At 68.8% G+C, this 19,091-nt stretch carries 18 protein-coding genes; 10 read left to right on the forward strand and 8 right to left on the reverse strand.

Translation table 11 applies throughout. The features are described 5' to 3' along the window. Positions 1-98: 98 nt before the first annotated feature. The gene (locus BLTE_RS04830; RefSeq protein WP_160140526.1) at positions 99-839 is read left to right on the forward strand and encodes an invasion associated locus B family protein; all 741 of its coding nucleotides are present in this window, start codon (positions 99-101) and stop codon (positions 837-839) included. Positions 840-1,079: 240 nt separating this feature from the next. Here the strand turns inward: BLTE_RS04830 and hspQ are convergent, their stop codons facing one another. Further along, positions 1,080-1,409, reverse strand: a complete 330-nt coding sequence (gene hspQ / locus BLTE_RS04835; RefSeq protein WP_126398121.1) for a heat shock protein HspQ — start codon at positions 1,407-1,409, stop codon at positions 1,080-1,082. A gap of 189 nt (positions 1,410-1,598) precedes the next feature. Then, entirely contained in the window at positions 1,599-2,642 is a 1,044-nt protein-coding gene (locus BLTE_RS04840) for an HpcH/HpaI aldolase/citrate lyase family protein (RefSeq protein WP_126398123.1), read from the reverse strand. Positions 2,643-2,804: 162 nt separating this feature from the next. On the opposite strand from BLTE_RS04840, the gene BLTE_RS04845 reads away from it, so the two are divergent. Further along, on the forward strand, positions 2,805-3,899 hold the full coding sequence (locus BLTE_RS04845; RefSeq protein WP_126398125.1) for a CaiB/BaiF CoA transferase family protein: 1,095 nt from the start codon (positions 2,805-2,807) through the stop codon (positions 3,897-3,899). Positions 3,900-3,968: 69 nt separating this feature from the next. On the opposite strand, the gene BLTE_RS04850 is transcribed toward BLTE_RS04845, so the two are convergent. Next, on the reverse strand, positions 3,969-5,186 hold the full coding sequence (locus tag BLTE_RS04850; protein WP_126398127.1) for a UbiH/UbiF family hydroxylase: 1,218 nt from the start codon (positions 5,184-5,186) through the stop codon (positions 3,969-3,971). Between the two features lie 82 nt (positions 5,187-5,268). On the opposite strand from BLTE_RS04850, the gene BLTE_RS04855 reads away from it, so the two are divergent. The 4 genes from BLTE_RS04855 to BLTE_RS04870 all read left to right on the forward strand — a co-directional run bounded on the left by BLTE_RS04855 (position 5,269) and on the right by BLTE_RS04870 (position 8,826). Then, on the forward strand, positions 5,269-6,219 hold the full coding sequence (locus tag BLTE_RS04855; RefSeq protein WP_126398129.1) for a DUF2182 domain-containing protein: 951 nt from the start codon (positions 5,269-5,271) through the stop codon (positions 6,217-6,219). A gap of 122 nt (positions 6,220-6,341) precedes the next feature. Beyond that, positions 6,342-7,070, forward strand: a complete 729-nt coding sequence (locus tag BLTE_RS04860) for a CDP-alcohol phosphatidyltransferase family protein (protein ID WP_126398132.1) — start codon at positions 6,342-6,344, stop codon at positions 7,068-7,070. Between the two features lie 5 nt (positions 7,071-7,075). Further along, positions 7,076-7,852 (forward strand): TerC family protein, encoded by a 777-nt coding sequence (locus BLTE_RS04865; RefSeq protein WP_126398134.1) that lies wholly within the window; start codon positions 7,076-7,078, stop codon positions 7,850-7,852. Beyond that, entirely contained in the window at positions 7,849-8,826 is a 978-nt protein-coding gene (locus BLTE_RS04870; RefSeq protein ID WP_126398136.1) for a quinone oxidoreductase family protein, read from the forward strand. Before BLTE_RS04865 ends, BLTE_RS04870 begins: the two co-directional genes overlap by 4 nt. Before the next feature lie 267 nt (positions 8,827-9,093). Here BLTE_RS04870 and rimO read toward each other — a convergent pair whose 3' ends face one another. Next, complete coding sequence (rimO, locus tag BLTE_RS04875) at positions 9,094-10,431, reverse strand: 30S ribosomal protein S12 methylthiotransferase RimO (RefSeq protein ID WP_126398138.1); 1,338 nt, start codon at positions 10,429-10,431, stop codon at positions 9,094-9,096. A 251-nt stretch (positions 10,432-10,682) separates the two neighbouring features. On the opposite strand from rimO, the gene BLTE_RS04880 reads away from it, so the two are divergent. Then, the gene (locus BLTE_RS04880; RefSeq protein WP_126398140.1) at positions 10,683-10,952 is read left to right on the forward strand and encodes a FeoA family protein; all 270 of its coding nucleotides are present in this window, start codon (positions 10,683-10,685) and stop codon (positions 10,950-10,952) included. 13 nt (positions 10,953-10,965) lie between these two features. Continuing rightward, positions 10,966-12,831 carry a ferrous iron transporter B gene (feoB, locus tag BLTE_RS04885; RefSeq protein ID WP_126398142.1) on the forward strand — a complete coding sequence of 622 codons (1,866 nt, stop codon included), beginning with the start codon at positions 10,966-10,968 and terminating at the stop codon, positions 12,829-12,831. Between the two features lie 311 nt (positions 12,832-13,142). On the opposite strand, the gene BLTE_RS04890 is transcribed toward feoB, so the two are convergent. The 4 genes from BLTE_RS04890 to moaA form a co-directional block, all read right to left on the reverse strand. Further along, positions 13,143-15,059 (reverse strand): TRAP transporter large permease, encoded by a 1,917-nt coding sequence (locus BLTE_RS04890; protein WP_126402051.1) that lies wholly within the window; start codon positions 15,057-15,059, stop codon positions 13,143-13,145. Positions 15,060-15,179: 120 nt separating this feature from the next. Then, a complete protein-coding gene (locus BLTE_RS04895; RefSeq protein WP_126398144.1) occupies positions 15,180-15,821 on the reverse strand; it encodes a TRAP transporter small permease subunit in 642 nt (213 codons plus the stop codon). Positions 15,822-16,039: 218 nt separating this feature from the next. Further along, positions 16,040-16,546 carry a hypothetical protein gene (locus BLTE_RS04900; RefSeq protein ID WP_126398146.1) on the reverse strand — a complete coding sequence of 169 codons (507 nt, stop codon included), beginning with the start codon at positions 16,544-16,546 and terminating at the stop codon, positions 16,040-16,042. Positions 16,547-16,564: 18 nt separating this feature from the next. Beyond that, the gene (moaA, locus tag BLTE_RS04905; protein WP_126402052.1) at positions 16,565-17,584 is read right to left on the reverse strand and encodes a GTP 3',8-cyclase MoaA; all 1,020 of its coding nucleotides are present in this window, start codon (positions 17,582-17,584) and stop codon (positions 16,565-16,567) included. A 207-nt stretch (positions 17,585-17,791) separates the two neighbouring features. Between moaA and BLTE_RS04910 the strand changes: the two genes are divergently transcribed. Next, positions 17,792-18,181 carry a gamma-butyrobetaine hydroxylase family protein gene (locus tag BLTE_RS04910; RefSeq protein ID WP_244600118.1) on the forward strand — a complete coding sequence of 130 codons (390 nt, stop codon included), beginning with the start codon at positions 17,792-17,794 and terminating at the stop codon, positions 18,179-18,181. Positions 18,182-18,366: 185 nt separating this feature from the next. After that, a complete protein-coding gene (locus BLTE_RS04915; RefSeq protein ID WP_244600119.1) occupies positions 18,367-18,984 on the forward strand; it encodes a TIGR02301 family protein in 618 nt (205 codons plus the stop codon). The last annotated feature ends 107 nt before the right edge of the window (positions 18,985-19,091 follow it).

A 19,091-nucleotide genomic window follows, 5' to 3' on the forward strand; every position in this document is an offset into this window, starting at 1 on the left:
CGCTGCGCCACGCTGCTGCCTCAATTCGCCGTGAAGCACCGCCCAAAGCGTCGGAATCGCGGTTCGAGGAGCCGCGCAGGCGCACGAGGGAGTTCCGCATGATGTTCCCGATCCGGTCCGCGTTGCAGCCGACGGCGCGCCGCCTCGCTCTATCGGTTGCCACGGCGCTGCTGGCCATCGGTTTCGTTGCCGAAGCCTCGGCGCAGACCAGCCCGGCGCAGCCCGTGGCACCCAAGCCCGTGGCGCCCAAGCCGGGCGCCCCGGCCGCTCCGAACCCGGGCGAGCAGGCCCAGGCGCCGCAGCTCATCTCCTCGCCGTGGACCAAGCTGTGCAGCACCGATCCCGAGGCCAAGAAGGAAATCTGCCTCGTCACCATGGAGCTGCGGGCCGAGACCGGGCAGTTCCTGGCCTCGGTGCTGGTGCGCGAGACCAAGGGCGAGCCGAAGAAGACCTTCGCCGTGGTGACGCCGCTGACCGTGCAGCTCCAGCCGGGCTTCCGCGTGGTTGTCGAGAAGCAGCAGCCGGTCAATGGCAAGTACACCATCTGCTTCCCGAACGGCTGCTTCGGCGAGTTGGAGATCGACGCCGAGTTCGTGAAGAAGCTGAAGGGGGCGCAGGGCCTGGCGATCCAGGTGGTCAACCAGACCGGCCGGCCGGTGAGCTTCCCGATTTCGCTCGCGGGCTTCGGCAAGGCCTATGACGGCGCGCCGCTCGACCCCAAGGCGGTCGAGGAGCAGCAGAAGAAGCTGCAGGACGAGATGCAGAAGCGCGCCGAGGAACTGCGCAAGAAGCTGCTCGAACAGGGCGGCGGAGCGCCGAGCGCTGCTGCGCCGAAATGATTTGAACGGATCTGGAGCATTCTCCGCAAAAGTGGGAACCGGTTTTGCGGAAGAGAATGCGATAAACGAGAAACTTAGAGCGTCCGCTTGATCCGATCGGATCGGCGGACGCTCAGTCAGCTCTGCGAAGGGCGCGCCAACGGCGCGCCCTTTTCGTTTGGTCGGTGTCGTCTGGTGGGTAGCGGCTCAGCGGCCGGGGCTCACATCAACGGCGGCAGGAGCGGGCCGTCGGGTCCGGCGTCAGTGCATCACCGTGGCGCGGGTGCGGTAGCCGCCCGTGCCGTCGGCCTCGAACACCTCGGCGACCTGCGGATGGCGCATCGGCTCGCCGGAGTCGTCGGGCAGCAGGTTCTGCTCCGACACGTAGGCCACGTACTCCTTGTCCGCGCTCTCGGCGAACAAATGGTAGAAGGGCTGGTTCTTGTCGGGCCGGTTCTCTTCGGGGATGGCGAGCCACCATTCCTCGGTGTTGTTGAACACGGGATCGACGTCGAACACCACGCCGCGAAACGGGTGGTAGCGGTGACGAACCACTGCGCCGATACGGAACTTGGCAACCCTTGCTTTCATCGCGACCCGAACCCCGGACGGCAGGTCACCTATGGGACCACCGAAAGGGTGTCAAGGTACTGCGCCGGCTGCGGGAACCGGGTTTGGCGCCACATCAGCAGGTTGTGATCGGCCCTAGCCGGATCTCCGGTGTTCGCGCTCGGCTCCCGGTATGTGGCGCACCGGAAGCCGGATTTCCGGCAACCGAGATCACAGCCCGTATTCGGCGGCGAGCGCGGGATCCTTGGCGGCGACGATGCGGGCGAGGTCGACGATCACCTTGGCCTGCTTCCAGGTGGCGTCGTCCTGCATCTTGCCGTCGATCATCACCGCGCCCGAGCCGTCCGGCATGGCGTCGAGGATCTTCTTGGCGAACCGTACCTCGGCGGGATCGGGCGAGAACACCTTCTTGGCGATGTCGATCTGGGTCGGGTGCAGCGACCACGCCCCGGCGCAGCCCATGAGAAACGCGTTGCGGAACTGCGCCTCGCAGGCGGCCTCGTCGGAGAAGTCGCCGAACGGGCCGTAGAACGGCTTGATGCCGGCCGATGCGCAGGCGTCGACCATCTTGGCCACCGTGTAATGCCACAGATCCTGCTGGGCGCTGGCGCGCGGCGCGCCGGCCTCGGCGGCGTCCGCCAGCACGCGATAGTCGGGGTGGCCACCGCCGACCCGCGTGGTCTTCATCGCCCGCGAGGCGGCGAGATCCGCCGGGCCGAGGCTCATGCCGTGCATGCGCGGGGAAGCGGCGGCGATGGCCTCGACATTCTTGACGCCCTCGGCGGTCTCCAGGATCGCGTGGATCAGGATCGGCTTTCTCACCTGATGGCGGGCTTCGAGCTGGGCCAGGAGTTGGTCGAGATAGTGGATGTCCCACGGGCCCTCGACCTTGGGCAGCATCACCACGTCGAGCTTGTCACCGACCTCGCGGACGATCTCGAACAGGTCGTCGAGCACCCAGGGCGAGTTGAGCGCGTTGATGCGGGTCCACAGGCCGGTGGAGCCGAAATCGCTGGCCTTGGCCATCTCGATGAAGCCGCGCCGCGCCGCCTCCTTGGCCTCGATCGGGATGGCGTCCTCGAGATTGCCCAGCACCACGTCGACCTTGGCGATGAGGTCGGGCACCTTGGCGCGCACCTTCTCCATGTGCGGCGGCACGAAATGGATCATGCGCTCCAGCCGCACCGGCAGCTCGCGCAGGGGGGCGGGGGCGCCGATGGTGAGGGGCTTGAAGAAGTCGCGCGGCAGTTTCATTGGCGTGGTCCTCCCGAAATGACCGCCTATCCCATGCCGAAATCGCGCGAAAGTCCTGCTTTGGTCGTGGATTGACCGCGCCGGAGGCGACGGTTACGGCAACAGGTTGCCATCGTAACCATCGTTCCCGCCTCTTGTGTCCCCTGTGTCATAGGCTCCCCCATGTCCTCCACGCTGCCGCTTTCGGGCCTCGTCGTGCTCGATTTCTCCACGCTGCTGCCCGGGCCGCTCGCCGCCCTGATGCTGGCCGAGGCCGGTGCCGAGGTGATCAAGATCGAGCGGCCGGACGGCGAGTCGATGCGCGGCTTCTCGCCGCAGATCGGCGGCACGGCGATGCCGTTCGCCATGCTCAACCGCGGCAAGCAGGTCCACACGGTGGATTTCAAGGACAAGACGCAGGTCGAGGCCTTGCGGCCGCTGATCGCGCGCGCCGACATCCTGATCGAGCAGTTCCGGCCCGGGGTGATGGCCCGCCACGGCCTGGGCTATGAGGACGTGAAGGCGATCAACCCGCGCCTGATCTATTGCTCGATCTCCGGCTATGGCGAGGAGGGGCCGCGTGCCCAGGAAGCGGGCCACGACCTCAATTTCGTGGCGACGGCGGGCCTGCTCGCCGACACCCCGGCGTCCAACCCCGCTCTGCCGCCGGTGCACGCGGCCGACATCGGCGGCGGCACCATGCCGGCGGTGATCAACATCCTGCTGGCGCTGCTGCAGCGCGACAAGACGGGGCAGGGCTGCCGGATCGACATCGGCATGACCGACGCGATGTTCACCTTCGGCTGGCTCAATCTGGCCTTCCACTGGGGCAGGGCGGCTGGCGCCACCATCACCCACCCCGGCCCGACCGCCGAGTCGCCGCGCTACCGGCTCTATCCCACCGCCGACGACCGTCTCGTCGCCTGCGGGTCGCTGGAGGACAAGTTCTGGGAGACGTTCTGCGCGGCGATCGGCCTGCCGGAACACCTGCGGGACGACACGAGGGACCCGGCGGCGACCGGCGCGGCCATCGCCGCGCTGGTGTGCAGCCAGCCGGCGGCGCACTGGGCGCCGATCCTCAAGGCCGCCAATTGCTGCGCCACGGTGGTGGCGACGCTGGAGGAGGCGCTGGCCGATCCGCACTTCGTCAATCGCGGCCTGTTCCGGCGGCGGGTGGCGCTGGCCGAGGACGTCGAGATCCCGGCGCTGCCGCTGCCGCTCGCCGAGGGCTTCCGCCGGCCCGAGACCGTTCTGCCGGCGCCGAAGCTGCCGGGGTGAGCCGCGCCTGCGGGCCTCGTCATCCCGGGCGAGCGTCAGCGAGACCCAGGATGACAGGAGGTCTCACGCTCAAAGCGGTTCGCCGCGCATCAGCCTGGGTTCGCCGAGCCGGGGCCCCATCCCCTCGCGCATCACCAGCCGGCGCAGGCCGGGCAGGCGGTCGATCAGCCACAGGCCGGTGCTGCGGGCGAACTGGGCGGGCAGGAACGCCGACAGCAGCGTGCGGTTGAGCATGTCGATGGCAAACGCGCGGCTCGAAATATCGAGCTGGCGAGCGCGGTGGTAGCGGCCGAGCAGCTTGTCGTCGCCGACGTCGGTTCCCTCGCGGCGGGCCTCGGCCACTAGCTCGGCCAGCATGGCGCCGTCGCGCAGGCCGAGATTGAGCCCCTGGGCGCCGATCGGCGGCACCACGTGCGCCGCGTCGCCGATCAGCGCCACGCGGCGGGCGGCGAGCCGGCTCGGGGTCTCCACCGCCAGCGGCCATGCCGCCCGGCCGCCATCGATGCGGAACTGGCCGAGCAGCGACCGGGCGCGCCGCTCCAGCGTGCGGGCGAGGGCCGGGTTCGCCATCGCCATGAGCGCCTCGGCATCCTCGGGCGTGGTGACGCAGACGAGGCTCGACCGCTCGCCCTTCAGCGGCACCAGCGTGAACGGGCCGCGGCTTGTGTGGAACTCGGTCGAGGTGTCGTCGTGCGGCAGGGTGTGGGCGAGATTGAGGGTGACCGCGGTCTGCGGGTAGCGGCGGCGCGAAACGGAAATGCCGGCGGCGGCGCGGGCGAGCGAGTTCTTGCCATCGGCCGCCACCACCAGCCGGGCGCGGACGGTGTCGCCCTCGACCGGGCGGACGAAGGCGTGGGCGCCGGTCAGCTCGATCGCCGCGACCTGGACCTCGCGCCGCCGCAGCCGCGGATAGGCGCCGAGCCGAGCGCGCTGGGCCGCCACCAAGTCGCGGTTGATGACGTTCCAGCCGAAGGCGTCGAGCCCCAGCTCCGAGGCGAAGAAGGTGATCTCGGGCGCGCGGAACAGGCCGCCGGTGTCGTCGACCAGCCGCAGCGCCCGCAGCGGCGCCGCGCGCTCGTCGAGGCCCGCCCATACGCCGAGCGTCTCCAGCGCGGTCACCGAGCCGCCGAGCAGGGCGGTGGTGCGGTTGTCCTCGGGCGGCGGCGGCAGGCCGATCAGCGCCACCTCGGCGCCGGTCGAGGCGAGCGCAAGCGCGCAGGCGAGCCCGGCCGGGCCGGCGCCGACGACGGCGATTTCGACATCCTCGACGGCTTCGGCGTCTGTCATGTCCACTCCCGGAGACCACATATTGCCGTGCGAGATACCATGGTCCGGCAAGATGCCGTAAGACCGATGGGGAGGGAACGCCGTGACCGATGGCCTCCGCCATGATCCGTTCGAGGCGCTGCCGCCGGCCGAGGCACGACTTGGGCGCCTGTTCGCCCGGCCGCGCCCGCTGGCCATCGGCGCCATCGCCGTGCTGGCCGCGCTGGGGTGGGCCTATCTGGCGATCATGGTGGCCGAGATGGCCGAGACCGGCGAGGCGGGTACGCTCGGGCCGGGCATGGTGCTGTTCGACCGGCTGCTCAATCCGGAGACGCGCACCGAGCTCGGCCGGGCGCTCCTGGCCTCGCTGTGCCAACCGGGCATGGCGCATTTCGGCATGCCGGGTTCTGGCCCCTGGGGGCTCGGCGATGTGGCGCTGGTGGTGGCGATGTGGGGCGCCATGGTGTTCGCGATGATGCTGCCGACCGCGGCGCCGATGATCCTCACTTATGCCGGAATGGCCGATGCCGCCGCCGCCCGCGGCGAGAGGGCGGCTTCGCCGGCGGTCATCGCCGGCGGCTATGTGGCGGTGTGGCTGGTCGCCGGGCTGGCGCTGGGGCTTGGGCAGTGGGGACTCACCGCGGCGACGCTACTCGATCCTGCCATGACATCGGTATCCGGCCTGTTCTCCGGCGCGGTGTTCCTGCTGGCCGGCGCCTACCAGTTCTCCGATCTGAAATACCGCTGCGTCACCGCCTGCCAGCGGCCGTTCCCGTTCTTCCTCGCCCATTGGGCGGCCTCGGCCGGCGGCGGCTTCCGCCTCGGCGTGCGCCAGGGCCTGCTCTGCCTCGGCTGCTGCTGGGCGCTGATGGCGGTGATGTTTGCGGTGGGGGTGATGAATCTGGTTTGGATGGCGGCGCTCGGCGTCATCATGCTGATCGAGAAGGTCGCCGAGACCACCCGGTTCAGCCGGGCCATTGGGGTGGTGCTGCTGGCCATCGGTGCCGCGATCGTCGGCAGCGAGGTGTGGAGCCATTGGCCGCGGGCGGCGTGATACGGTTTCCGGCCTGCAGGCCGGAAAACCGCGTGAGCAGGAGAAGAATGCGTGTCGAGGAAACCAACGCCGGCCCTTCGAGCGTCCGCACCGTGCCGGTGCGCCGGTGATCGGGGCCGGCGATGACGGCGCCCGATCTCTCCACCCCCTCGTCACGGCTGCGCGGTCGCCGGGCGACGGCCTTCCTGGTCCATGTGTTCACCGCCTCGGGCGCCGTGCTCGGGCTCCTGGCGCTCGACGCCGCGGTGCGGGGCAGCTTCGCCGCCATGTTCGGCTGGCTCGCGGCGGCGCTGGTGGTCGATGGCGTCGACGGCACGCTGGCACGCCGGTTGCGGGTGGCCGAGCTTCTGCCGCGCTGGTCGGGCGACGCGCTCGATCTCGTGGTCGACTATCTCACCTATGTGGTGGTGCCGGCCTACGCCCTGCTGGCGGCCGGCCTGCTGCCGCCGGTGGCGGAAATCGCCTGCCTCGCCGCCATCCTGGTGTCGTCGGCGCTCTATTTCGCCGACCGGCAGATGAAGACCGGCGACAATTATTTCCGCGGCTTTCCAGCCGTGTGGAACGTGGTGGTGTTCTACCTATTGCTGCTGCGGCCGGAGCCCTGGCTCGCGGCGGCAGGGGTGGCGGCGTTCACCGTGCTCACCTTTTTGCCGGTGGTGTTCGTCCATCCGTTGCGAGTGAAGCGGTTCCGCGGGCTCAATATTGCCATGCTCACGGCATGGGCGGTGCTTGCGCTCTGGGCCGTCGCCACCGATATGCGGCCAGATCCGGCGGTGACAGCGGCCCTCTGCGCCATCGCCCTCTATTTCATCCTCGCGGGCCTGTTTCGCTCGCGTGCTGCCGAACGGTAATTTTCATGCTCGAATGGATCGCCGACCCCGGCGCCTGGGCCGCCCTCGTCACCCTGACGGTGATGGAGGTGGTGCTCGGCATCGACAATATCGTGTTCATCTCGGTGCTGGTGTCGCGGTTGCCGGCCGAGCAGGCCAAGCGCGCCCGCCAGATCGGCCTGTCGCTGGCGCTGATCTTTCGCATCGTGCTGCTGATGTTCCTGACCTGGCTGATCGGCCTCACCGATCCGCTGTTCACGGTGTTCGGCAAGGCGGTGTCCTGGCGCGACGTCATCCTGGCGGCCGGCGGCCTGTTCCTGCTCTACAAGGCGGTGCATGAGATCCACGCCGAAATCGAGCACGATCCGGAGGCGGTGACCAAGGCATCGGCCGGCACCGCCTTCGCCTTCGTCATCTTCCAGGTCATCATCATCGACATCGTGTTCTCGGTCGATTCCATCATCACCGCCATCGGCATGGCCGAGAACATCGAGATCATGGTGCTGGCGGTGATCATCGCCGTTGCGGTGATGTATGTTGCCTCGGGGCCGGTGTCGCACTTCATCACCGAGCACCCGACCACCAAGATGTTGGCGCTGGCCTTCCTTCTGCTGATCGGCGTGGCGCTGGTGGCGGACGGCATGGGTTTCCACATTCCGCGCGGCTACATCTACTTCGCCATGGCGTTCGCGGCCGGCGTCGAGGTGGTCAATGTGCTGGCGAGCAAGAAGCGCAAGCGCCGGCAGGTCGGTCTGGTGACCGCCGAGGGGTCCGACCGGCCGATGCAGGAGACGGGACAATGACCCAGGCCGTGCGGGTGCACCGCTTCGGCGGACCGGAGGTGCTGACGTTCGAGGAGGTCGAGGTCGGCGATCCGGGCCCCGGCGAGGCGCGCGTGCGCCACACCGCCATCGGCCTGAACTATGTCGACACCTATTTCCGCACCGGCCTCTACCAGCCGGCCGGCGGGCTGCCCTTCGTGCCGGGCGGCGAGGCGGCCGGCGTGGTCGAGGCGGTGGGGCCGGGGGTGGAGACGGTCAGGCCCGGCGACCGGGTCGGCTATGTCGTGCTCGGTGGCGCGTACGCGCAGGCGCGGCTGGTCCCGGCCGAGCGGCTGATCCGGCTGCCCGACGACATCGACGACCGGACGGCGGCGGCGGCCCTGCTCAAGGGGATGACGGCGGCGTTCCTGCTGCGGCGGACGTTCAAGGTCGGGCCCGGCCACACTATCCTGTTTCATGCCGCGGCCGGCGGCGTCGGGCTCATCGCCTGCCAGTGGGCGGCGCATCTCGGCGCCACCGTCATCGGCACGGTAGGCTCGCAAGCCAAGGCGGAGCTGGCCCGCGCCCATGGCTGCGACCACGTCATCCTCTATTCGCAGGAGGATTTCGTCGCCCGGGTGGCCGAGATCACCAAGGGCGAGAAGTGCGACGTGGTCTATGACAGCGTCGGCAAGGCGACGTTTCCCGGCTCGCTCGATTGCCTCAAGCCGTTCGGCCTGTTCGTGTCGTTCGGCAATGCCTCGGGGCCGATCGAGGCGTTCAGCCTGATGATGCTGTCCCAGCGCGGCTCGCTCTTCGCCACGCGGCCAACCCTCTTCACCCACATCGCCAAGCGCGCCGATCTTGAGGCGATCTCATCGGAACTGTTCGAGGCGATCCGCCGCGGCGTGGTGAAGATCGAGGTCCACCAGACCTTCCCGCTGGCCGAGGCGCAGCGCGCGCATGCGGCGCTGGAGGGACGGGCGACCACCGGCGCGACGCTGCTGATCCCGTAGGCCGACGTCGTGTCATCCCGGGCGCGGCGGGATGCGGGGCATCCGGCCGAGAGCCGGGATCGTTCCCCGGAAGAGACCCTTTCCGGCCAACGGTCCCGGATCGCGGGCCTTCGGCCCTTGTCCGGGACGACGACCTCTCCCTATCGTCATCCCGGCCGAGCGTCAGCGAGAGCCGGGATCGTCATCCGCAATGCACACCCCATCCTGCGAACGGCCCCGGGTCGTGGGCCTGCGGCCTTGCCCGGGGCGACAGGGCGTCGATGATCTTCAATACCCGACGACGCTGCCGTGCAGGTCGTAGGCGTCGGCGCGCTCGATCTTCACCGTCACGATCTCCCCGACCTTGAGCGGCCGGCGCGCGGCGACATGCACGGTGCCGTCGATCTCCGGCGCGTCGGCGGCCGAGCGGCCGGTGGCGCCGGTCGCGGTGACGGCATCGATGATCACCTTCTGCCGGCTGCCGACCTTGCGTTTGAGCAGCTTCGCCGAGATCGCCTGCTGGGTTTCCATCAGCCGCCGGTGGCGCTGCGCCTTGACCTCGTCCGGCACCTGATCGGGCAAAGCGTTGGCGGCCGCCCCCGCCACCGGCTCGAACTTGAAGCAGCCGACCCGATCAAGCTCGGCGGCCTTCAGCCAGTCGAGCAGGAACGCGAAATCGTCCTCGCTCTCGCCGGGGAAGCCGACGATGAAGCTCGACCGGATGGCGAGGTTTGGGCAGATCTCGCGCCAGCGTTTGATGCGCTCCAGCGTCTTCTCCTGCGCCGCCGGGCGCTTCATCGCCTTCAGCACATTGGGCGCCGCGTGCTGGAACGGGATGTCGAGATAGGGCAGCACCTTGCCCTCCGCCATCAGCGCGATCACCTCGTCGACGTGCGGGTAGGGATAGACATAGTGCAGCCGCACCCACGCGCCGAGCGAACCCAGCTCGCGGGCGAGGTCGAGGAACTTCGCCCGCACCTCGCGGTCGTGGAACGGGGAGGGGGCGTATTTCAGGTCGAGCCCATAGGCCGAGGTGTCCTGGCTGATGACCAGCAGTTCCTTGACGCCGGCCTTCACCAGCTGCTCGGCCTCGCGCAGCACCTCGGCAGCCGGACGTGACACGAGGTCGCCGCGCAGATGCGGGATGATGCAGAAGCTGCAGCGGTTGCTGCAGCCCTCGGAAATCTTCAGGTAGGCATAATGGCGGGGCGTGAGGCGGATGCCCTGCGGCGGCACGAGATCGAGGAAGGGATCGTGCGCAGGCGCCGCCGCCTGATGCACGGCTGCCACCACCTGCTCGTACTGCTGCGGCCCGGTGACCGCCAGCACGTTGGGGAACCGCGCGAGGATCGCGTCGGGCTCGGCGCCCATGCAGCCGGTGACGATCACCCGGCCATTCTCGGCCATCGCCTCGCCGATGGCGGCAAGCGACTCCGCCTTGGCGGAATCGAGGAAGCCGCAGGTGTTGACGATGACGACGTCGGCGCCCTGGTACTTGCGCGAGAATTCGTACCCTTCGGCGCGCAGCCGCGACAGGATGCGCTCGGAATCCACCAGCGCCTTGGGGCAGCCGAGAGAGACGAGCCCCACGCGCGGTGCAGGGCGGGCAGGCGTTTCATCAGACATCAGCGGGGCTCCTGGCGCTTGCTAGCCGAGATCGGTTGGGCCGCCAAGACTGGGTGCCAAGACTGGGTGCCGAGCCTTGGTACCGAGCCTGGGCGCCGCGCTTGGGTCTCGATCGGGGAGGCCGCGAAGCCCGATCGCCATGCCGCGCAGTCTATAATCGATCTAAACAGACCAAATTTAGAATGATGATGAGGTGCGTTTGATTGCTTGACACCGCTCCCGTAAAGGCGCGAAAGAATTGCAGTCCGCTGATGACCGAGGATGTCATGTCGGAGCCAGCCCTCACGCTAGCCGATCTTCCGAAGGGCCGAAGCGCCCTGATCAACCGCATCTCGCCCTGCCACGACGACCATGAGTCCGAGCGGCGGCTGTTGGAGATCGGTTTCGAGGAAGGCAAGACTGTGGTGGTGATGCATCGCGGCCTGCTCGGCGATCCGCTGGGCGTGCGCGTGGATCGGCAGATGATCGCGATCCGTCGCCGCGAGGCCGGGCTGATCGTCGTCACCCCGCTCGAAGCCTGACCTCACCCAACTCATGCCCCACCTACCGCGTATCGCGCTCGCCGGCGTTCCCAATTGCGGCAAGAGCGCGCTGTTCAATGGCCTCACCGGCAGCCGGCAGAAGGTCGCCAACTATGCCGGCGCCACCGTCGAGCGGCGCTGGGGCAGCGTGACGCTGGACGACGGCACCCGCTTCCACATCGTCGATCTGCCCGGCACCTACAGCCTGGATGCGGCAAGCCGCGACCAGGAGATCACCCGCGACGTGCTGCTCGGCCGGCGCGCCGACGAGGCGCCGCCCAACGCGCTGATCTGCGTCATTGATGCCACCAATCTGCGGCTGCATCTGCGGCTGGTGCTGGACGTGCAGCGCCTCGGCATTCCGTTCGTGGTGGCGCTCAACATGGTCGATCTCGCCGAGCGCAACGGCACCCGCATCGACATCGAACGCCTGTCGCAGGAGCTTGGCGTGCCGGTGATCCCGACCGTCGCGGTGCGCCGCGGCGGGCTGGAGGAACTGCGCCGCCGCCTGCCCGGCGTGCTGGACAAGATGGCGCGCCGCGCGGCCTCGTCCGAGGACTACAAGCCGCTCGATGCCGCCGGGCTGCGCGCGCTGCAGCGCCGGGCGCGTGAGATCGCCGGCAAGGTGGTGATCGCCGAAGGCGCGGCGAGCCGCATCACCCGCCATCTCGATGCGGTGCTGCTCAATCCGGTGTTCGGGCCGCTGTTTCTCATGGCGCTGGTGTTCGTGGTGTTCCAGGCGGTGTTCGCCTGGGCCGAGGCACCGATGGGCTGGATCGACGACGGCGTCTCGTGGCTCGCCGAGACGGTACGCACGCATCTGCCCGAGGGCCGGCTGAGCAGCCTGCTTGCCGACGGCGCCATCGCCGGGGTGGGCAGCGTCATCGTCTTCCTGCCGCAGATCCTGATCCTGTTCTTCTTCATCCTGGTGCTGGAACAGACCGGCTACATGGCGCGCGCCGCCTTCATCATGGACCGGCTGATGGGATCGGTCGGCCTCAATGGCCGCGCCTTCCTGCCGCTGCTGTCCAGCTTCGCCTGCGCCATCCCCGGCATCATGGCGACACGGGTGATCGACAATCCGCGCGACCGGCTGACCACCATCCTGATCGCGCCGCTGATGACCTGCTCGGCGCGGCTGCCGATCTACACGCTGATCATCGCCGCGGTGATCCCCAACGATCCGATCGGCTGGGGCATCGGCCTGCAGGGAATTGTTCTGTTCGGGCTTTATCTCGCCGGCGTCGTCAATGCGCTGGTGATGGCCGCGGTGCTGCGGCTGACGGTGACGCGCGGGCGGGCGCAGCCGTTCCTGATGGAGCTGCCGAAATACCAGCTTCCGGCGGTGCGCGACCTCGTGCTCGGCCTGCTGTCGCGGGCCAAGGCGTTCCTGGTGCGCGCCGGCACCACCATCCTTGCCGCTTCGGTGGTGCTGTGGGCGCTGGCGAGCTTCCCCGCGCCGCCGGAGGGCGCCACCCAGCCGGCGATCTATTACAGCTTCGCCGCCTCGATCGGCCACGCGCTGTCCTATGTGTTCGCGCCGATCGGCTTCAACTGGGAGATCTGCATCGCGCTGGTGCCGGGCATGGCGGCGCGCGAGGTGGCGGTGGGTGCGCTCGGCACCGTCTATGCGCTGTCCGGCTCCGACACCACGGTGGCCGAAGGGCTGGTGGATACGCTGCGCAATGCGTGGTCGATGCCGACCTCGCTGGCCTTCCTCGCCTGGTACATCTATGCGCCGATGTGCTTCTCGACGCTGGCGGTGTCGCGGCGCGAGACCAATTCGCGCGGCTGGACGGCGTTCCAGTTCGGCTATCTGATGGTGTTGGCCTATGTGGCGGCCGGCGCCACCTACTGGATCGCCCGCGCTTTGACCTGATCGCGCCGGCTCATATGGTTTCCGGTGTCCCGAAGGGATCGACCGGAAACCGTCTCGGTTTTCCACCGGAAGAACCGACCCGCCGGGGATGAAAACGCCTCGACGCCGGGGCCGTTGGGGTGGGGTGGCCCGTTCACTTTCTGTTTAGGTCCCACGGCGCCGCCATCCGTCACCGCGTGCGGTCACAACGGTTTTCGATCCGCTCGATGCAAGGCCTGCTGACCACACGATGCGCGCGGACGGGCCGCAATGCCCGGCCGTGATGGCGCGAGGCCGTGGCGCAGAGACTGTGGTGCCTATTGCTGCGGTGCCTACTGCTGCCGCGCCGGCTCGCCGCCGACCGGAGCCGATGGCGCCGTCTCTTCCGAGGCAGGCGCCTGTCCGTCCGGGGCCCGCCCCTCCGGTGCCGGCGGGACCTGATCCAGCGGCGGTACAGAATCCGGAGGCGGGGCGAGGTCGGCGGGCGGCGCGGGATTCGAGGGCGGCGCAAGATCGGATGGCGGCGCGAGATCCTGCGGTGGCGCGAGATCCTGCGGCGGCATGAGGTTCGCGGGCGGCATCAGGTCCGGCGGCAGATCCTGGAAGTGCAGGCTTGGCGGCGGCAGGTCGCCGCCGGGCGGCATCGGGATGTCGATCTGGATGGTCGAGGGGTCGACCTTCGGCACCGCCGACTTGTAGTGCATCACCATGCCGGGGAACAGGATCACCATCGCCACCATGATGAGCTGGATGACGACGAACGGCACCGCGCCCCAATAGATCTGGGCGGTGGTGATGCCGGCCATGCGCTTGCCGGTGATGCGGTCGAGGTAGCTGTCCTTCGGCGCCACCGATCTGAGGAAGAACAGCGCGAAGCCGAAGGGCGGGTGCATGAAGCTGGTCTGCATGTTGATTGCCAGCATCACGCCGAGCCACACGAGGTCGATTCCGAGCTTGTCGGCCGCCGGCCCGATCAGCGGGATGATGATGAAGGCCAGCTCGAAATAGTCGAGGAAGAAGGCGAGGACGAAGATCAGGATGTTGATGAACACCAGGAAGCCGGTCTCGCCGCCCGGCAGCGAGGTTAGGAGCTCCTCGACCCAGCGGTGGCCGTCGACGCCGTAGAAGGTGAGCGAGAACACCCGCGCGCCGAGCAGGATGAACATGGCGAAGGCGGACAGCTTGGCCGTGGACTCGGTCGCCTGCCGTATCAGCCTCAAATTGAGCCGGCCCTTGATGGCGGCGAGCAGCAGCGCGCCGGTGGCGCCCATCGCGCCGCCCTCGGTCGGCGTGGCGACGCCGATGAAGATGGTGCCGAGCACCAGGAAGATCAGCGCCAGCGGCGGCACCATCACGAACACCACCTCCTCGGCGAGCCGCGACAGCAGGTTCAGCCGCAGCAGGCGGTTGGCGAGCGCGATGACGAAGCCGATGATCATGGTGACCGACAGGGTGAGCACCACATAGTCGGCGCCCGCTTTGACGTTGCTGAACGTGCGCATCAGCACGATGGCGCCGACGGTGGAGATCACCGTTACCACCAGCAGCGACAGCCGGCGGGTCTTGCCGTCGGCATCGCGCAGCGTCTGGGCTTCGGGCGGCAGGCCGGGCGCCGCCTCCGGCTTGACCATCGAGACGATGAACACCCACGATGCGTAGAGGCCCGCCAGCACCAGGCCGGGGATGAACGCGCCCTCGTACATGTCGCCGACCGGGCGCTGGAGCTGGTCGGCCATCACGATCAGCACCAGCGAGGGCGGGATGATCTGGGCCAGCGTGCCCGAGGCGGCGATGACGCCCGAGGCCAGCCGCCGGTCATAGCCGTAGCGCAGCATGATCGGCAGCGAGATCAGCCCCATCGAGATGACCGACGCCGCGACCACGCCGGTGGTGGCGGCGAGCAGGGCGCCGACGAAGATCACCGCATAGGCGAGGCCGCCGCGCACCGGCCCGAACAGCTGGCCGATGGTGTCGAGCAGATCCTCGGCCATGCCCGAGCGTTCCAGCACCAGCCCCATGAAGGTGAAGAACGGGATCGCCAGCAGCACGTCGTTGTTCATCGTGCCGAAGACGCGCTCGGGCAGCGCCTGCAGGAAGTCGGGCCGGAACAGGCCGAGATCGATGCCCACAAGGCCGAACAGCAGGCCGTTGGCGGCGAGCGCGAACGCGACCGGGTAGCCGAGCAGCAGGAACACCACCAGCGCCGCGAACATGATCGGCGCCATGTTGTGCGACAGGAAACCGGCCATGTCGGTTGGAATGGCCGCCTTCGCGGGCATGACGAAATAGAGCGCCACCATGGCGAACATCGCCAGTAGAAGCGTCACCCGGATCGTGCGCAGCAGAGCCATGGGGCACCGGAACGAGGCTTAGAGCGAGGACGGGTTGTTGGAGGCCGGCCGATCCCGCCGGGCGGGATCCTCAGGCGACGGATCCGGCGGCCCGAGGGCGGAACGGTCGAGCGCCGCGATGGCGGCCGGCGCCTCGCCGCCGAGGAGCGGATCGGGAATGGTGCCGGCCATGATGGCGATGCGCTTGACCAGTTCGGACAGCGCCTGCAGGAACAGCAGCACGAACCCCGCCACCACCAGGAATTTCGCCGGCCACACCGGAAGGCCGCCGGCATTCATCGATTGCTCGTCCACCCGGAAGGAGGCGAGGAAGAACGGCACCGAGGTGACAATCATCACCAGCGTGAACGGCAACAGGAACACCACGTGCCCGAACACGTCGATGCCGTCGCGCACCCGCTTGGGCAGCGCGTTGCTGACGATGTCGATGCGGATGTGCTCGTTGGTGAGCAGCGCCCAGGCGGCGCACAGCAGGAACACCGCGCCGAACAACTGCCATTGCAGCTCAAGCCAGGCGTTCGAGGACATGTCGAACAGCTTGCGCATGATGGCGTTGCCGGCCGAAATCAGGATGGCCGCCAGGATCAGCCAAGCTGCCGCACGGCCGATCGTGCGGTTCATGGCGTCGACCGCGCGGCTGAATCCGAGCAGCAGCTTCATGAGCTTCGTCCTCTGCCGGCCGCATGTGGCCGGAACCTCGGCCGGCCGCGGACCACACGAGCGCCCACCAATGCCGAGAATGCAGGCAGACGCTCGAATTTCCTGAGTTATCGCATTCGCTTACGCAGAACCGGTTGCCGCTTCCGCATTGCATGCTCTAAGCGCCATGCCGGCCAGCGTCAAATCGTTTTGGCCGGCGGCGGTGGGGCAGGGGGCGGTCAGCCGTCGAGTCCGCGGCCGATGCGCAGTGATTTGCTGATGCGGGCCACCGCCGCATCCCAGAGCGGGGCTTCGCTTTCGGGATAGCTCAGCGCGATGCAATGCTGCACGCGCAGATCGCGGGTGAAGTTGCAGCGGTCATAGAAGACGACGCCGTCCTGCGTGCCGGAGATGACGAACCACGTATCGGTGATGCGCTTGTAGCTGGCGTGGGCAAGGCGCTCGGCGTGGATGTCCTCGACATAGCGCGCGGGCGTCAGTTCGAGCGCGTTGAAGCCGCCGAACACCGACATCGTGGCGTGTCCGTCCGCGCTGGTCCAGGTGCGGCCGTCGCCGTTCGCCGGGTCGGGCATCTGCTTCGGCACGAGATGGCGCGGCACCTCGGCGGTCGTGCCGAAGCGCGGGTTGCGGTAGGTGATCCACTGCTCGGCCGGCGGCTGCGCCGCCACGGGGCTGGCGAACAGAACGGCAAGCGCTCCGCACAGGGCGGCGATCTCGGCTCTCATCGGGTTTCCCTCGTTTCCTCAGCCGCCGGTGACGCTCATGTGGCGGCCGAGCGCAGGCTCGGACCGCTGGCGGTCGATGACGAAGTCGTGGCCCTTGGGCTTTTTTGCGATCGCCGCGTCGATCGCCGCGTGGAGCAGGTCGTCGCCGGCCGAGGCGCGCAGCGGTGCCCTGAGGTCGGCGGCGTCCTCCTGGCCCAGGCACAGGAACAGCGTTCCGGTGCAGGTGACGCGCACGCGGTTGCAGCTTTCGCAGAAATTGTGGCTCAGCGGCGTGATGAAGCCGAGCCGGCCGCCGGTCTCGGCCACCTGCACGTAGCGGGCGGGGCCGCCGGTGCGGTGGGCGATGTCGGTGAGGGTGAAGCGCTGGGCGAGCCGGGCGCGCACCAGCGAGAGCGGGAGATACTGGTCGAGACGGTCGCCGGCCACTTCGCCGAGCGGCATCACCTCGATCAGCGTGAGGTCCATGCCCTCGCCGTGCGCCCAGCGGATCAGCTCTTCGATCTCGCCGTCATTGATACCCTTGAGGGCGACGGTGTTGATCTTGACCTTGAGGCCGGCGGCGCGGGCCGCTTTGATGCCGGCCTGCACGGTCTCGAGGCCGCCCCCGCGGGTGATGGCGCGGAAGGTGTCGGGGTTGCGGGTGTCGAGCGAGACATTGACCCGCCGGACGCCGCTGCCGGCGAGGGCGGCCGCGAATGTGGCGAGCCGCGAGCCGTTGGTGGTGAGCGTCAGCTCCTCCAGCGCGCCGGTGACGAGATGGCGCGACAGCGACGCGATCAGCGTCATCACGTCGCGCCGCACCAGCGGCTCGCCGCCGGTCAGGCGCAGCCGCCGCACGCCCTTGACGACGAAGGCGCTGCACAGCCGGTCGAGCTCCTCCAGCGAGAGCAGATCCTGCCGGGGCAGGAACGACATGGTCTCGCTCATGCAGTAGATGCAGCGGAAGTCGCAGCGGTCGGTCACCGACACGCGCAGGTAATGGATATGGCGGCCGAATGAATCGACCATCGGCACCGTGGCCGGCCGCGCCGCACCCATCTCCGCCCCGGGCGGGACGTCGAGCCGCATCCCTTGTCCTCCCCCGCCGGTCTTGGTCCGCACCTGTCGTGCGCGCCGGCCGCTTGAGATCATCCTCATCCGGGGCGATACAGACAAGTGAAAGACAAGTGAAATTGTCCGCGGCACTTGCCCGCGGCGAAAATGCACGGCCGCCGGGCCGGACCCGGCGGCGGGAGGGAAAGCCCGATGTCTGACGAGCCCCGTATGCCACATGAAGCGCAGGTCTGGCCGGTCGAGCTGCGCCTGAGCCGGGACCGCCGCAACCTGACGGTCAGCTTCGACGACGGCCGGACCTTCGTCCTCGGCGCCGAATATCTGCGCGTCGAGAGTCCCTCGGCCGAGGTGCAGGGCCACGCGCCGAGCGAGCGCAGGACCGTTGCCGGCAAGATCGACGTGGCGATCGCCGAAGTTCAGCCGATCGGCAATTATGCGGTGCGGCTGGTGTTCGACGACGGGCATGCCACCGGGATCTATGCCTGGGGCTTCCTGGCCGAGCTCGGCGAGCAGCATGGCGAGCGCTGGCAGCGCTATCTGGCCGAGCTTGCCGCCAAGGGCCTGTCGCGCGAGCGCAAGTGAGGGCGGGTCCGCGATGGTTTCCGGCCGGCAGGGGCAATCTGCCGCCGCCGGGTTGCCGCAAATCCGGCCTTTGCTGACGGACCCGCGGCAATTGCGCGCCGCCGGTCATGGCACGATCATCGCGGAACCGGTCCCGCATCGCGGGATCCCTTGTCGCGGGGCGCGGTGCGAGGCATAGGTGAGCGATGCGGCGCTTCCTGATCCTTCTTCTCTCCCTCGTCGCGGTTTCGGCCGCCGAGGCGCAGCCGCGCCCGCCCGGCGGCATGGCCAACCGGTACGGGCCGCCGCCGCCGCAGCGCGGCTGGTTCTTCTTCGATCTGTTTGCGCCGCGGCGCCCGCCACCGCCCCCGATGGATCTTCAGGAGCGTCCGCCGTCGTCGCGCAAATCCTCGTCGGCCCCATCGACCGGCCGCAGTGGCACCGGCGGCGCGGCCGGGGCTGCGGCGGCGCGGCCGCCCGGCAGCGGCGAGGAAGCCAAGCCGGCCATGCCGGCCTCGGTGCCGCCGCCCTATGAGGGCGACCTGATGCGCATCGCCGAGATCATGGGCGCGCTGCATTATCTGCGGCCGCTGTGCGGGGCGCCGGAGGGGCAGCGCTGGCGCAACGAGATGCAGGCGCTGATCGAGGCGGAAGCCCCGGCCGAGGACCGCAAGGAGAAGCTGACGCGCGGCTTCAACAACGGCTATGTCGCGTTCGAGCGCTCCTACCGCACCTGCACCCCGGCCGCCAATCTCGCCGTCCAGCGCTATCTGGCCGAGGGCTCCAAGCTCGCCCACGAGATCGTCGCCCGCTACGGCAACTGAGCGGTAGAATACGGCGGTTAGCGTTAACCTTCCCGATTAGATTTATTAATAATTTCTTCAGGATCGGCGCGACGGACGCGCGGGACGTGCTAGCGTGTGCACCGTCC

The organism is Blastochloris tepida (genome assembly GCF_003966715.1).
In the GTDB taxonomy this organism is placed as follows: Bacteria; Pseudomonadota; Alphaproteobacteria; order Rhizobiales; family Xanthobacteraceae; genus Blastochloris; species Blastochloris tepida.